This window comes from Hymenobacter sedentarius (genome assembly GCF_001507645.1).
Taxonomy (GTDB): domain Bacteria; phylum Bacteroidota; class Bacteroidia; order Cytophagales; family Hymenobacteraceae; genus Hymenobacter; species Hymenobacter sedentarius.
Map to the genome: position 1 here is coordinate 4,198,192 of NZ_CP013909.1, position 16,082 is coordinate 4,214,273.

A 16,082-nucleotide genomic window follows, 5' to 3' on the forward strand; every position below is an offset into this window, starting at 1 on the left:
CCGGCTGGCCCGCGCGTATGCTGGCTGCCAGCTGGCCCGGGGGCCTAAAGCATCAGCGGCAGGCCCTGGTAGAATCCAACCAGCTTCGAGCGCAAAATCAGCTCGTACTTGGCTTTAAACAAGTCGGTTTGGGCATTCAGGAACACCGCCTTCGTTTGGTTGAGCTCAAACACGGAGATGGTGCCGTACTGGTACTTGAGGTTATCGGCTTCGAAGCTTTTGCGCGCATACTCTTCGGCTTTTACCGCGGCTTCCCAGCTTTGGCGGGCGGCTTCGGCATCTGTAATGGCTTGCTGAATTACGCGGGAAAGCCGGTTGCGCTCGATATCGGCGTCCAGCAGCCCCTGCTCGTAGCGCAGCCGGCTTTCCCGGATTACCATGTTGTTGCGAAAGCTATTGAACAAGGGCAAGGACAGCACGATGCCGGTGCCGTAGTACATGTTGTTGTTGAGCTGGCTCCCAAAGTCAAACTGCTGGTTGGTGTTGCTGTAGTTGGAGCCCAGGGCGCCCGTAAGCTGCACCGAGGGGAGCTTGCCCGCGCGGGCCACGTCTATCTGGTTGTAGAGCCGGTAGGCATTGTGCCGTTTGGCTGCCAGCGCCGGCTGCGCTTCCACGGCCAGCTCCAGGTTTTCCCGAAACGAGGCGTGCATGTCAAAATCCGCCAGCCCCCCGCTGTTTGCCAGCGGGGCAATCTGCAGGTTCTCGGTGGGCTTCGCGTTTAGGATTTGCCGCAGGTCGAGGTAGGCCAGGGTCAGCTCGTTTTGGCTGCTCACCAGCCCAACCTGCTCGGTGGCCTGCTGGGCCATCATTTTAAACAGCGCACTCGCCGCCACCCGGCCCGCGCTGAGCTTGAGCCGGGTCAGGCTCACGAGCTGGGCACTGGCCTCCACTTGCTGCTGCCGGCTCTTGATGAGCTCGAGCAGGTAGTTGATGCGGATGTACACCAGCGCCACTTCCACCATGATGTCGTTTTTCACGGCCTGCACCTGGCTGGAATTCTGCTCCACCTGCTGCTTGGCCGCCTTGATAGCGTTGACGGTTTTGAGCCCTTCGAACAGATAAACCGAGGAGTTTACCGTTCCGCCTACTGAGTTGAACTGGCGGTTGATGAAGCCGTTCGTGAGCGGGTCCACGCTGCGGCCCACCGAGTTGTTGTTGCGCACCACGCCGTTGAGCGTGGGCAGCCGGTCGGCTTTTTGCAGCTTGAGCTGGGCCGTGGCCACTTCCAGGTCGAGCAGCGCGCGCTTGAGCTGCAGGTTCTGCTGAAACGCGCGCTCCAAGCAGGCTTCGTACGAAAGCCGCTCCTGCCCCCGGGCGGGCCTCCCCACTCCCAGCAGCAGCCCCACCCCGAACACCGCAGCCCAACAACTATGTTGTTTCATTGGTCGCATCGATTTTATCGAACAGCTTTTTCATGGCGTACCGCAGCAAGGTGTACTTGCCCGTAATTATTTCGCCCTTAAGCTTGTATCCGGCTTTGAGCGGGAAGCGGGGCTTGCCCGTGATCTGCACGATGGTGAAAAACTGGTCGTTGACATTCGCCGACGAGATAAAGGACACGCGGCCCTTGATGGGCCCGAACTTGTAGTGGTAGTAGGCGTTTATCTTCAGATTGGCCGGCTGGCCCAGGCGCACGTAGGCCAGCTCGCGCTCGGGCAGAATCACCTTGGCGTAGAACTGGCCCTGTTTGGGGGCAATGACGGCCAGGGGCTGGTTGCGCTCCAGCAGCTCGGTGGCCTGGCGGTCGTTGTAGAGGTTGAGGACGGTGCCGGCCACGGGGGCCCGCACAATGAGCTGGTTGGCGGCATCGCCGAGCACCACGGCCGAGTTGCGCGTGCTGCCCAGCTGGGAGCGCAAGTCCAGCAGCTCGCGCTGCTTGGCCTGTTCGTCCTGCTTCAGCGTGTTCAGGTCGATGTCCAGGCTGGCAATCTGCTGGTGCAGGGTCTGGAGCAGCGTGGTTTGCCGGGCGCGCTTTTCCTCGTAGGCGGCGCGGGTTTCGATGGCCTCCTTGCGCTTGAGCAGGCTGCGGCTCTTCGATTCGGCCGCCTCCAGGCGGGACAGCGCCTGCCGGGCATGCAGAATGGAATCGGTGCGGTACTGCTCTCGGCTGATGGCACTTTGCTCCTCGGCGTAGCGGCGGGCGGCGGCCAGGGTGCGCAGCTCGCGCTGGTTTTGCTGGCGGTCGGCGGCGTACATCTGCTCGTAGAGTGTGCGCTGCCGCTCCATGGCAGCCCGGCGCTCGCGGGTGTAGGCCAGCATGCGCTCGGCCACCGCAATTTTGTTTTGGGTGAGCCCCACTTCCTGCCGGGTGGTGGCGTAGTCGTACTGCACGCGCTTGTTTTCCAGCACAAACAGGGTGTCGCCCTGCCGCACGGCGTCGCCCTCGCGGGCCAGCACCTTCAGCACGCGCACATCGGTGGGCGTGCGGATAACCGTTTGCGGGTTGCGGGAGTAGATTTCGCCTTCCCGAAAATCGACGGTCTCGTTAATGTGCAGGAAGCACAGCAGCCCAATGCCGAGGACCAAAAAGCCCACCAACAGGCCGCAAAACACCTGAATGAGCCAGATGGCCGTGCTATGCCGGTACGATAAGGGTTCCATGCTCGAGCGAATAATGCTTGGTGAAACAGAGGTAGTCGATGGCCTCGTGCGAAATCACAATCAGGATTTTGTTGGTGAATTCGTTGAGCAGGCCTTCAATCTGAATGCGCGAAGCGGCGTCGATGCCGGACAGCACTTCGTCGAGTATCAGCACGTCGGCCGTGGAGAACAGCCCCCGCATCAGCAGTATCTTCTTGCGCTGGCCCGTGGAGAGGTTGCGGCCGTTTTCATTGATGAGAAACGCCAGCCCGTCCTCTTTCGAGGCAATGAATTCATACAAGCCAATCTTCTTGGCCATCTGCATGATGCGCGCTGGCGAGACTTTGCGGCCGAAGGCGATGTTGAACTCGATGGTGTCGTTGAACAGGATGTCTTCGTTGGTCACGAGCACCAGCTTTTCCTTCAGCTTTTCGGGGTCGAAAAAGCGGCGGTCGGTGTCGTTTATCAGCATGCGGCCCGCGGCGGGCTCGTAGAGGCCGGTGAGCACCTTGCTCAGGGTGGTTTTGCCGGAGCCGTTCTGGCCTTCGATGCGGATTTTGTCGCCCCGCTCGGCATCCAGCGACAGGTTGCGCAGCACCAGCTGCTGGGGGTTGTAGCCAAAGCCGAGCTCGTGCAGCGCGAGGCTCTCGATGGCAAAATCCTCGATGCCGCCGCGGGGCCCGGCCGCGGGCGCCGCTTCCTCAAAGTCGAGGTAGCGCCGGAGCACCACCTCGTTTTCCTGCAGCACCAGGTTCTCGGACAGGATGCCGCGCAGCGACGAAAACACCCGCTCCGACAAGGCAATGAACGTGACGATTTGGCCCAACGAAATGGCATTGCCCACGATGGCCTTTTTGGTGAGCGCCACAATGATGAGCAGCGACGCCAGCATGCTGATAACCGACACCACCGCGCCGTTCAGCAAGTCGACGTACCGGTTCTTGAGCTGCACGTTGAGCAGCTGCGTCACCACCTGCAGCAGCTTGCGGGAGTAGGCTTCTTCGATGCGGAAGGACTTCAGCACCTGGATGCCGTCGAGCTTCTCAATCATCTTGGTGAAGAACTCGGACTTGCGCAGAAAGCGCAGCCGCTCGTTGCGCTTGAGCGTGGGCGTAACCAGCCGAAACCAGCCGTAGAACGCCACCATCACCCCGCAGATAACCAGCGTGAGCCGGGCATCGATGTAGAAGAGGATGGCCAGCGAGTACAGCGACACAAACACGTCGACCAGAATCCGGGTGAAAAAGCGCAGGAAGAAGCCCTTGAGCTTGAAGGCGTCGCTGAGGCGTTCGGTCAGGTCGCCGCGCTTGAACGACTGGATAAACGGCAGGGAATATTGGTTGAGCTTTTCGTCGAACCGGGTCAGAAAGTACTTGTCCAGGATGTTGCCCATGTGGATGCCCACAAACGACACGTTGAGGCTGGTGGCCAGGTCAAACAGCTTGAATACCCCCAGCCCAATGGCAAACACCACCAGCGTATTGAGCTGATAAGAAGGCAGCACGTAGTCAATCAGCACCTGGTTGACGAACACGGCCAGCTGGGTGGTCATGGCCGAAAACAGGGCTGCGAAAATGTAGATGTACCAGATGCGGCGGTTCGTGCCCAGCTCCTGCAGCAGGGTCAGGTAAGGGCTCGGTTCGGGCACAGAGGCCTCGGGGTGGGCGGCTTGGGGGGCGCCGGCCTCGGCCTGCGGCCGGGCCGGGGGTGGGGCCACGGTGAGCACCAGCGGGGCCCGCATCATCATGCGGGACTCGTCGTTTTTCAGCGCCCGGAAATGCTTGGGCAGGGCCCCAATCTCCTGGTTGAAGAGCAGGTCGTGCAGGAACTTCTGCTCGGCCTCGCGGTCCTTCAGCCCAAAGTTGGTTTTGATATAGGAGAAGTACGTGAGCTTGTTAAACAGCGTCCCGGCGTCGTTGGTGGTCAGGGCCTGTTCCAGCTTCACGTCGTACTGCGCCAGCTCCTGGTTGCAGAGCAGCATAAGCTTTTGCTCCATTTGCACCAGGTCCCAGTAGCTCTTGCTGAAGTACGCCATGTTCTTCAGCTCGGATGGCGTGGCGTAGTACTCGTTGGCTTTGGCGGGGTCCAGCACCCGCAGCTTGTCGCCCTTCACCTTGTCTACCACCACGTAGTGCAGCCCGTTGGGGTGCACAATGGGCATGATAAAGGGCATGAGGTATTCCCAGGCCACGGGCGTGGCTTGCAGGTAATGAAAGTCGAGGACGCGCAGGCGGGTCGTGAACTCGTGCTGCTCCAGGAAGGCCTGCAAGTCGGTGAGGCTGGAGCCTTGCTCATCCAGAAAGATGTGCTGCTGGATATATTTTCGGCTCACGTCTTGGTCGAAAATATTGAAGATGGTCTTCACCGCGCTTACCCCGCAGTCGTTGTTTTTGAGCTGGCAGTCTACCATAAAATTCGGAAAAAGAATGGCTTGCGAGCAGGCGTGGGTGCTGGCCAGGCGGCGCTTTCGCTAAGAAGCGGGTGCGTATTCCGCCTGGTTCTCGACCAGCAAGGCTTGCTGCCAGGCGGCCAGCAGCTCCCGGGCGTCGGCGTAGCGCGCCAGCGGGTCTTTCTGGAGGGCGTGCAGCAGCACCCGCTCGTGGGGCACCGCCGGGCTCAGGTGCTGGCCAAAATCGTAAGCAGCAATCGAGGCGGCCCGTTCGCGCCAGGTGTTGCCCACAAAAGGCAGCTGCCCGTGGTAGAGCTTAAAAAGCACCAGGGCAATCTGATATACCTCGGCCCGAAAATCGGCGGGCCGCTGGCTAAACTCGTAGCTGTGCTCCCGGATGCGCTCGGGCGCCAGATAAGTGGGCACGCCCCCGCCGTCGATGTTTTGCTCGGCGGCAGAAACCCCTACGCGGTACGAAAAGCCGAAATCTATCATGGCCACCCGGTCGCCGCTCACCATGAAGTTGCTGGCGTGAATGTCGCCGTGCACCACGCCGTTGGCGTGCAGGTGGGCCAGCGCCGACAGTATCTGTGTGGCGACGTGCGCTTTGCCGTCGGCGGGCAACGAGCCGTTGCGCAGGCACTCCGACAGCGAACCGCCCGGCAGGTACTCCAGCACCGCGTACGGGTGCGGCTGGGTATGATACGCCCGCAGCACCCCCAGGCAGGGATGCGGCGAAAGCGCGCGCATGATGTCGAACTCCTGCTCAAACTGCCGCAAGGCGCTGGCCAGGCGCGGATTCGCGCCGATGTGCTCGGGCGCCTGGGCAAAGATTTTCAGCACCACCATCGGGCCGGATTCGCCCTCCGTGGCCCGGTAGAGCTGCACCAGGTGGTTGTGCTGCGACAATAAATCGGTGATGCGGTAAGGCCCGAGGCGGGCGCCGGCCTGGTAAGCCGGGGTGATGGGCACGATGTCGGGTTCGCCTTCCTGGCGCACCACCTGCAGCCGGTGCAGGTCTTGGAGAAACTGGTCTACCAACGGCTTAACCACGGCCTCGCTGGCATCGCGGATTAGCTGCTGGAGCCCAATGGTTAGCTCTTGAGCCGTTTTGGGTTCGTTGAGCAGGCCGATGAAAGTGGCAATCGTGCGATTGACTTTGAACTCGTCCCTGACGGTTGCAATATAGAAGTCCTCCGCGCGCTCGTGCACGCGTACCCCTTGCGAAAGGTAGTATCGTATGGCGGGCATAAGGGCACCCCGGATGAGCGGGAAAAGAATGACGGAAAATATGGCGCGGCCCCTACTGAAACGGCCGTCATGCATTGCTGGGCAGCCCCAGCATACCAGGTCCTCCCACCCAGCCAAGCGTTTGGGCAGGAGGCGCTTCGTGCCTGCTAGTGAGGGGTGGTGTTGGCCGAGCGGCCGGCATATGCCCGCGCTCCGTAGCGGCGCGCAAAAGTGGCCCAGCCGATGCTAAATAATAGCTGGGGAAACAACAGACTCCTGTTTCCCCAGCTTTTACTTAAGCATTCACGCAACACTGAAATATGTGCCCTTATTCAACTAGTGCGTGCGCTGGTTTAGTGGCAAGGCGTGGGATGACACGGCGGCGTGGGATGACACGGCGGCGTGGGATGACAGTTGTTATTTGATCCGCTTTGGCTGGAGCAGGAGTAGCTATTAGAGCTCTGAGAGCCACAATAGCTACCACCACCAGCAACGATTAACTCGACCTTTTGCGCTTGCAGGTCGGCCACAAGATTTTCTAACGTAAGCATAACTATAAAAATTAAGTGTGAGAATGGATTATTTAGGCAGCTGCTTACCCGAAGATACGCAGACTAAACACCATAGTTTATAATTTTTTACTGGAAAATAAACATTAATTTTAATCTCAACCACTTAGACTAAATAAGAAATTTAATATTATTGTTCTTATAAAGACAAAAAGTTCAATTAATTACGACCATAAAATATTTGCTGGCCGGCAAACACCTGCCACCGACAGACCTCATCCGTATTTTGAACATTATCAATACGGCCCAGTTCCTGTTTTCAAAGTCCAGTTTGGATATTCTCCTCAATTCGTCGAGCAGCGGGGTCATTGGCCCCGGCTTTTGAAGCTGGCATTATTATTGGCTTCGAGTTCCTGACGGGTGACGTTTTTTACAAGGGACCCTGGGGTTCTTTAGCCCAACATGGTGCTCCAAAGGCCCGGCGGCCAGTCAACTGAGGGATAGAGGAGGCCCGGCCGCGGAGACACGACAAAAAAAGCCCCTAGCGGTATCGCTAGGGGCTTTTGGTGGGCCCAACTGGAATAACACCTTTTTCATCTAACGTTCTATAGAATGCCCTCTGATTACATTTCAAGGCGCTTTATAACACCCCTGTCTCAAATTATTCCTTCCTGCTCCCTGGAATCTGGTACTACAGCGGTATTAATCCGTAAACTTGCCTTCGCAACCAATTACTTCTTGTGAAAGCTCAACTTGTAATCCGAAACCCAAACCCGAGAACCAAAGAGGTCACGGTCTACGCCGAGTACCGTCACTTAGGCAAGTGCAAGCGTGTAGCCACGGGCATCAAGATTCAGGAGAAGTACTGGGACCACGAAAAGAAACTTATTCGGGCCAATGGCACGCCCGACGTGGGCAAGGATAACAAACACCTGAAGTTTGTTTTAACCGGCCTGAACGACCGGGTTAGCCAGCTCTATGTTAAAAACGGCCAGCTATACCCAACCATCGACCAGCTCAACGCTGGCTACAACGAGGATGCCAAGGCGCTTCAACAAGCAGATGAAGCTCCGAAAACCCCGGAGACCTTAGTTGAGGCGTTGAGGAGCTTCATCGAAGAACACCCGGACTGGGCCCCTGCCACGCGCAAGGGGTTTGGCACACTGATTAATAACATAACCCGATATCAGGTCGACAATAAAACCACTTGGCTGCTCCCCACTCTGACCAACGAAGAACTCACCAAGTGGCAGCACTGGCTTTTGAAAACCTACGACTACAACAACGCCACCTTGGGAAAGCGGGTACGCCTGCTTCGGCAACTGCTACGCGAAAAGGAAGCGCCGAACGTGAAATTGGGCAAAGTCAAACCCTTGTATGCTCAAAGGCTGGCGCCCCCCGTGGTTCTACATCAGCATGAAATCGAAGCTTTACGCAACCTCGACCTGCACTTCAGCCGCAAACTGGAACGCATCCGGGACTTAATGATAGCGCAAATCTTTTCCGGCCTGCGTTTCTCTGACCTCATTAGGCTCCGCAAGGACAACATCCAGAAAGGGCACATCGTCATGCGCATGCAAAAAACAGATATGCTGGTGCGTGTTCCCATTTTCCAACCTTTGCAGGAAGTTCTTGACAAATACACCGACAGCGAAAGCGGAGCCTTGCTATTGCCCAATTTGAGCAATCAAAAATTTAACGAATACATCAAGGAGCTCTGTCAGCTTATTCCAGCTCTACGGGAACCAGTAGTCATCGAGGCCAAGAAGCGGGATAAGACTGTCACCATCGAAACACCTAAGTGGGAGCTGATTTCAAGCCACAGCAGTCGGCGAAGTTTTTGCACGCTGTGCCTGGAACTCCGCTATTCCATCAAGGACACCATGCAGTGGAGCGGCCACCGAACCCTGGCGGCCTTCTCTCGCTATATCGGCCTGACCGATTTACACGAAGACGCAGGGGCTGACTTTGGCTCACGATATGCCGCAAAGCTTTCGTCTTAGAGCCCGTCATGGGTCGAAGGTTAATGGCTCGAATCGAATTTATTATGGCCGTTCTTTTATAGATATCTCTTGATGTCACGAACAGCAGCGGTTGCAGGTCCGACGAAATTGCCTAGGTGGAAAGGAAAGTCGGGCGTCGAGGTTCTGTTGTGCTCCGATTTTCTCTTGCCTATCCCGCCTCTAAGTACAAAAGTTAATAGTACTAAAAGCTAAGTTAACGAGGTAATACCAACGTTTTAGCGCTGAAAGTGGTACCGGAACGCGGGCTTTTCGCAGTCCATTTTCATCCCAACTGCAGGTGAGACGATAAACCAGGCGCATGCCCTGACGGGAGTTCAGCAGAAAGTTGATTCCTGGAAACCCCTCCCCCCTGCCTACACATCCCCCCCTTCCCCGGGGCCCTCTCCCCCCTTTTTATGTAATGGGTGCGGGTCAAATTTTTCCAGAAATATTTTTAGCACAACGGTGGCTTAGTATACAAGTAGACTGCCGTGGCGTTTCTTCAATGCAGTTGAAATTTTAAAAAAAAAATTATTCGAGGGCCCGGCGCATTTCCCTCATAATACTTCATTTTTCAATTACAAAACAACCATCTCCCCCGAGCCCTCAGAAGTCCCCGGATGAGCATCCTGAGGGGCATTTATGCCCTACCGGAATGACTTTTTATCCTGTAAATTTGATTACCAATACGGTATTCTTCAACCGCATCTAGTCTGTATGCAGAGTTAGCTTAATGATATAGCCTTAAAGGCTACCAATTAAGTCAATACGACCTGAAGGTGAAATATTGGATTCGGAGACACGGTCAGTCCCGATAGCCGACTAGGGGCCGAGTCGGCATAGACCCTTCGACGCTTAGAGCCAACTAGATTGGCTTAAGTAATGTAGTTCTCGTCTGCGGCCCCGCAGCACGGCAGCTACGTTTTTACCCTGCTTTTCATGCAGGGCAGGCGCCGCTGTGCTTCAGTTACCCGAGTACCTTTTTCTCGTTTTTTTCTTGTTCATGGTTCGTTGGCTCGGTGCACCGGGTCACGTGCCCCCAGCCTGGTGCACCGGGCTGGGTACATGAACATAGGTGTGTTTACACCATCCCCCCTCCTTACTATCCCTCGCCACAGTGCGCGAGCAAAACTCGCTGCCCGCTTCTTAGCAGGCCAAGCACTCTATTGCCCTTTTTCATGATTTCTTCAATTAAAAAATTTTTCTCCAAATCCCAGCCTCTCAAGAATATACCCGCTAATAACTCGGTACTACTAGGTTATTTAGGGTTATCCCCTGCAGGCCCCCCTGCCTCGGAAACATCCCCCGGGTGCCCTATTCTAGGCGCGGTCTGAAAAACACACGGAGCATGGATGACCACTTAGAGTGGTTAGCCTACAACGGAGCCGCCAACGAGGTGCAACACTCCTTGTTAAAACTCGCCAGCAGGTTGCGCCAGTGCGAGTATCCATATCGCAACGAGTCCCCGCCCGATTCAAAAGCACGTCATGCGTTGCGGTGCAAAAGTTGGCTCTGCCCCCGGTGCCAACATATTCGTGCTGTTCGCCTTCGAAACAACATTGTAACCTTTTTCAAGGTCAATGAAATTGCTCTTCGCGGACAGCGCATCTACTTCTTGACCTTGACGGTGCCGCACGCTCACGAGTTAGGGAAGGACACTAGCGGCTGTGTTCGACAGTTGCTGGAAGCTTTCAGCGAAACCCGAGGCAGCAACGGCGACAGGCGCCAACAAAAGTGGTGGAACAACCACATTACCGGGGGCATTTACGCCGTCGAAATCCTTCCCCCTGCTGCGAACAGGAAAGACTTTCTTGACACCTCCTTACACGTCCACATCCACTGCCTACTCCTGGCCGAGCAAGACCTTAGCAGGGATGTCGGAAGCAGCCATTCATCCTTCACGCAGCAGCTCCGCGACGAGTGGGCGCGCCGAACCGGAGCCAACGAACGAGGCGTCTGCTTGGAGCCCATTTACTGGAAGGAAGGCAAGATAAAACACGAGTACGTGCATGGGTTAGGCCATGGGTCCGCTCAATTCATTCGAGCGGTGAACGGGGCCGTGGGCTACATAACCAAGGGCACGGCCCCAGAGCTATTTCAAACGCTTACCGCGAGGGAACTCTACGCTGTGCATGTTACGCATAAGCGTACCTACGGCCGGTTTGGGGTGCTTTACGGGAGGAATGCGCACCAGCAGTTTACCCACACGGAACTGCTGGAAGTGGACCCTAAGCCCAAGCGAGCAAAGCACCAACTATCTGAGCCCAACTACACCGCTCCATCCACCAGTAGTGCTAAGCCTGAGTTAAACGTGCCAGTCGTTGCTCAATTTGAATCATGCGCCTGCCAGCACATCCACGTCGATAAGCCTCTTGGTGACCAGTGCCTGAGCAACGCCCTGGAGCCGTCAAGCTCACCCGTGATTTGGACTGACGCAGATTGGGATTCGGTATTTGGTTGAGCTCCAACTCTACAATAACCGAGCGGCGCGCCGTAAACGAAGGTGAAGGCTTTACCTAACTAAAGCTGGTTGCCCGACCCGTTTCGTGGTTCACCAGCCTCTTGCACCTCATCGTTTCTGCAAAAACAAAAAGCCTCGACCACGGCGTTCGGGGCTTTTCTGTGCTTAAGGTTATCCCAAACACCTTTTTACCCTCGTTCTATATAGCTTGCCGAGCTTTTTGATTCGCCCATCTACCCGCTCCCTCTTGCTTTCGAAGCTGCTCACCCCCGCCCAGTCCCTCGACCTCGCTTACCGCCGCCAGAAGCCCACCCGCGAACAGCTCGACAAATTTGAAGCGGGTCGCACGGCCCTGCTCAACGACATTCGCCACGCCGTAGAGCAGAACGAGACTGAGGAGTACGTCAAAAACCTGGTGGTGCGCTTCCTCACCAACACCAACTTTGGCGGCTACGACGTAAACGTGCGCCAAAAGCGCGACCTCGTCATCCGCACCGGTTCCCGCCCCCAGGACCCCGTCGGCGTCATTCTGGAGCTGAAGCGGCCCCAGTCGGCCGGCGAGATGGTGACGCCCGCCAACCTCAACCGGCGGGCCTTCCACGAGCTACTCTACTACTACCTGCAGGACCGCGACAAGCGCGCCGACACCGACAGCAAAAGCCTCAAGCGCCTCGTTATCACCAACGGCTACGAGTGGTACCTCTTCGATGCCCTCGACTTCGACCGCCTCTTCTGGTCCAATGCAGTCCTGAAAAGCCAGTTTCGTGAGTTTGAGCGCAAGGCTGCTTCCTCTAAGAAAACCAGCTTCTTCTACGACGACATCGCCGCGCCCTTCCTCGCGGCACTGGAAGCAGAAATTCCCTTCACCTATTTCGACCTCACCACCCCTGCCCCGGAGCGCGACCAGATTCTGATTTCGAAGGTCCTCTCGCCGCCCCACCTGCTCAAGGAGCCCTTCGCCCAGGACGCCAACACCCTTAACCGGGCCTTCTACGAAGAGCTGCTTTACCTCATCGGCCTGGAGGAAATCAAGGACAAGGGGCGCAAGCTCATCCAGCGCTGCGCCGCCGAGCGCCAGCAGCCCGGCTCCCTGCTCGAAAACACCCGGCTCATCCTCGACAGCGAAAACGAGCTGACCAACCTCACCCCTGCCGAGGCCGCAGGCTACGGCACCACCGCCGACGAGCGCCTGACCGGGGTGGCCCTCGAGCTCTGCCTCACCTGGGTCAACCGCCTGCTCTTCCTCAAGCTCCTCGAAGGCCAGCTTCGCCGCTACCACCCGGGCCACGACGCGCGCTTCCGCTTCCTTACCCCGGAACTCATCCCCGAGTACGACACCCTCAACAAGCTCTTTTTCCGCGTGCTCAACACGCCGCCCGCCGAGCGCAAAGAGCCAGTCAAAACGCAGTACGCCCACATCCCCTACCTCAACTCCTCGCTGTACGAGCCATCGCTGCTCGAAAACAAAACCATCAAGGTCAGCGCCCTCGAGGACCACCTGCCGCTACCGCTGCTCCGCAAGTCGGTGCTGCGCACCACCGGCCCCGCCCCCGATGCCCTGGCCTACCTGCTGCGTTTCCTCGACGCCTACGATTTCGCCTCCGAAGGCGAAGAGCAGGTGCAGGAAGACGGCAAGACCCTGATTTCGGCCGCCGTGCTCGGCCTCATCTTCGAGAAGCTCAACGGCTACAAGGACGGCTCCTTCTACACCCCGGGGTTCATCACCATGTACATCTGCCGCCAGACCCTGCGGCGGGCCGTGGTGCAACACTTCAACAAGCAGTACAGCTTCGGGGCCGACACTATTGCCCAACTCGCCGATGCCCTCGACGGCAAGCAGCGCCCCGCCTACAGCGAGCACTTCAACCAGCTCACCGTCTGCGACCCGGCCGTGGGCTCGGGCCACTTCCTGGTCTCGGCCCTTAACGAGCTGCTGGCCATCAAGAGCGAGCTGTCGCTGCTGCTCGACGACGAAGGCCGCCGCCTGCGCTACTCCCTCGTGGTGGCCCGAGACGAGCTGGTGGTGAAAGACGAAGACGAGCGCTTGGTGCAGTACCGCGCCACCCTGGGCTCCGACGGCAGCCGCACCGTGCCTCTCGAGCACACCCGCCTGCAAAGCGCCCTGTTCCGTGAGAAGCGCCACCTCATGGAGCACGCCCTGTTCGGCGTCGACCTCAACCCCAACTCCGTACGCATCTGCCGCCTGCGCCTCTGGATTGAGCTGCTCAAGCACGCCTACTACCGCCCCGACACCGGGTACCAGGAGCTTGAAACCCTGCCCAACCTCGACCTCAACATCAAGCCCGGCAACTCCCTGCTCAGCCGCTTCCCGCTCGATGCCGACCTCTCCGACGTGTTCAAGCAGGGCAAGTTTTCGCTTAAGACCTACCGCGAAACGGTTCACACCTACTTCAACAGTCGCGGCCGCGAAGCCAAAGAAGACCTGCAGGGCTACCTCCAGCAAATCAAGCAGCAGTTCACCGCCGTGCTGCACAAGAAGGACAAGAAGCGCGAAGCCCTGCGCCGCTTCCGCGGCCAGTTTGCCGCCCTCGACACCCAGCACTTCCTCATCCCCGAAACGCCCAAGCAGCGCGAGGCCCGCCAAGTCGAGATGCGCCGCCTGGAGCTGTACGGTGACCAGCTTGAAAAAGAAATTGCTGCCCACGAGCAGGGCGCTCTCTTCCGCGAAGCCTTCGAGTGGCGCTTCGAGTTTCCCGAAATCCTCGACGACCAGGGCCAGTTTCGGGGCTTCGACGTGGTGGTGGGCAACCCACCCTATATCCGGCAGGAAGAGCTGGTACCGGCCGCTAAAAAGCACCTGAAGGACCACTACGAAACCGGTTCCAGCGGTGCTGACCTTTACATCTACTTCATGGAATTAGGAGCTAAGCTGCTGGCTCCGGGAGGCGAATTATCGTTCATCACATCCAACAAATGGCTGAACACTGGCTTTGGAGAACCACTACGGCGCTGGCTACCCGCTTCGCACACCTTAGTAGAATTCATTGATTTTGGCGACCTGTACGTGTTTCCACAGGTCAAAGCCTATCCCGCCATCCTTTCATTTAAACGGCAACCGCCAGTCACCAGCACGACTTTTCGCACAGCTTTAATTCCCACGCTGCCCGAATCTTCCCTTGATGAGCTCGTTGATGAGCACGTCCGCCTCGTACTGCAAAGCACCCTCCGCGAAACTGGCTGGAGCCTGTCTGAAGCACCCAAGCAAAAGCGGGTTGATGCATTGATGGCAGCTGGGATACCCTTGAAGGAATATGTAAAGGGCAATTTTTTTTACGGCATCAAGACTGGTCTCAATGAAGCTTTTGTAGTAGATGCTTCGACGCGCGAGCAGCTTATAGCGGAAGACCCCGCTTCGGAGGAAATTCTGAAGCCTTTTCTGGCAGGCCGCGACCTGAAGCGTTACCAAATACCTAATAGCAAAAATTACCTGATTCTGCTGCCCAGCGGCTGGACGCGGCGTCAGTTGGGTTGGCAGAAAGACAAGCGAGGTTCCTACGCCGTGCCGCCGGCCACACCCGCACATGCTTCCCCTTGGGAGGCACTGGAAACCCGGTATCCTGCAATTGCTAGGTATTTGCTGACCTTCGAAGCAGCCGCCTCTAAACGTTCCGACAAAGGGCAGTACTGGTGGGAGTTGCGTGCTTGCGACTACTATGATTTGTTTGCTGAGGATAAAATAATGTGGAAGGAGATAGCCGTTTACCAGGAGTTTACTCTTGATATCAAAGGCACTTATGCCAACAACAAGACCTTCTTTGTTCCTGGCAAAGATTTATACCTGCTTGGGGTGCTCAATTCAGCCCCTATTTTCTATGTCCTGCAGCAGATTACTACCAAGATGAAGGATAATGCTATGGCCATGCAGCTTTCACAGGTGTCCCAACTTCCCATCCCCATCGCCACACCCGCGCAGCAAGCCGAAATAGCTGCCCTAGTCGAACAGGTTCTGGCCGCCAAAGCCGCGGACGCCACGGCCGACACCGCCGAGCTGGAGCAGCAGATTGATACCCTCGTGGCCGCCCTCTACGGCCTCACCCCCGCCGAGCAGCAGCTCCTCACCGCCTAGCCTGCCCGGATGAAGCCCTACGACAAAGCCCCGCTGCGCAAGCTCCGCCAGCAAACCGAAGCCGCCCTCCTCGTCCTCCGCGACGACGAACTTGCCCACAACACCTACAAGGATTTCCCAGTCACCGCGCTTGCCGCTGCCTGCGGCACCCTCGAAAAGTGGCTCAATAGCTACCCCTTGGCCAAAGGCGCCTCCTACCAGAAAGCGCTGCAGGCCACCCGTGCCCAGCTCCCTTCCAAGCAGCCCAGTTTCGGGCGCCGGGCTGCCCCGACACTCATCCTTGCCGACTACAAGAAAGCCCTAACCAAATTCCTCGGCCTGGTTAAAAAGGTTGACACCGAGTGCCGCAACATCTTCATTGTCCATGGCCGCGACCACGACACCCGCAACGAGGTGCAGCGCGTGCTGCACTCGTTGAGCATCCCCACCATCGTGCTCGAGAAAGAAGGCGACGCCGGCCAAACCGTCATTCAGAAATTTGAGCGCGAGGCTGCCCGGTGCGAATACGCCATCATCCTTTGCTCACCCGACGATGAAGGCCGCCTGCGCACCAAGGGCCGCAAAACGGCCGCTGCCGCCGATAGCCCGCGTCCGCGCGCCCGCCAAAACGTCGTCCTCGAGCTCGGCTACTTCCTTGGCCGCCTCGGGCGCGACAAGGTTTTCATGCTGCACACCGGCAACATCGAGCAACCCAGCGACCTAGCCGGCATCATCTACCAGCCAGGCAACATTAACTGGCAACAAAAGCTCGTGCGCGAACTGCGCGATGCCGGCTTCCTCATCAGCCAGTCCGCCGCCGACCGGCTGTAGTTGCGGGCCACCC

The 16,082-nt window shown here is 57.7% G+C and carries 8 protein-coding genes; 4 read left to right on the forward strand and 4 right to left on the reverse strand.

Annotation, left to right across the window (positions count from 1 at the left end):
- Positions 1-44 precede the first annotated feature (44 nt).
- The 4 genes from AUC43_RS17230 to AUC43_RS17245 are packed head-to-tail and all read right to left on the reverse strand — an operon-like array spanning position 45 to position 6,220.
- Entirely contained in the window at positions 45-1,382 is a 1,338-nt protein-coding gene (locus AUC43_RS17230) for a TolC family protein (protein WP_199243465.1), read from the reverse strand.
- Entirely contained in the window at positions 1,369-2,601 is a 1,233-nt protein-coding gene (locus tag AUC43_RS17235; RefSeq protein ID WP_068196513.1) for a putative HlyD family type I secretion protein, read from the reverse strand. The genes AUC43_RS17230 and AUC43_RS17235 overlap by 14 nt, the downstream gene beginning before the upstream one ends.
- Positions 2,576-4,990, reverse strand: coding sequence for an ABC transporter transmembrane domain-containing protein (locus AUC43_RS17240; RefSeq protein ID WP_068196515.1), 2,415 nt, complete (start codon positions 4,988-4,990; stop codon positions 2,576-2,578). Before AUC43_RS17240 ends, AUC43_RS17235 begins: the two co-directional genes overlap by 26 nt.
- Positions 4,991-5,050: 60 nt before the next feature.
- On the reverse strand, positions 5,051-6,220 hold the full coding sequence (locus tag AUC43_RS17245) for a serine/threonine-protein kinase (RefSeq protein ID WP_068196517.1): 1,170 nt from the start codon (positions 6,218-6,220) through the stop codon (positions 5,051-5,053).
- Between the two features lie 1,228 nt (positions 6,221-7,448).
- On the opposite strand from AUC43_RS17245, the gene AUC43_RS17250 reads away from it, so the two are divergent.
- The 4 genes from AUC43_RS17250 (at position 7,449) to AUC43_RS20500 (ending at position 16,069) form a co-directional block, all read left to right on the forward strand.
- Positions 7,449-8,711, forward strand: a complete 1,263-nt coding sequence (locus tag AUC43_RS17250; protein ID WP_068196519.1) for a tyrosine-type recombinase/integrase — start codon at positions 7,449-7,451, stop codon at positions 8,709-8,711.
- A gap of 1,348 nt (positions 8,712-10,059) precedes the next feature.
- Complete coding sequence (locus tag AUC43_RS17255) at positions 10,060-11,172, forward strand: rep family protein (RefSeq protein WP_157781146.1); 1,113 nt, start codon at positions 10,060-10,062, stop codon at positions 11,170-11,172.
- Positions 11,173-11,419: 247 nt separating this feature from the next.
- Positions 11,420-15,259: a type IIG restriction enzyme/methyltransferase gene (locus AUC43_RS17260; protein WP_068196521.1), complete on the forward strand. Its 3,840-nt coding sequence runs from the start codon at positions 11,420-11,422 to the stop codon at positions 15,257-15,259.
- A gap of 9 nt (positions 15,260-15,268) precedes the next feature.
- On the forward strand, positions 15,269-16,069 hold the full coding sequence (locus AUC43_RS20500) for a TIR domain-containing protein (RefSeq protein WP_068196522.1): 801 nt from the start codon (positions 15,269-15,271) through the stop codon (positions 16,067-16,069).
- Positions 16,070-16,082 lie beyond the last annotated feature (13 nt).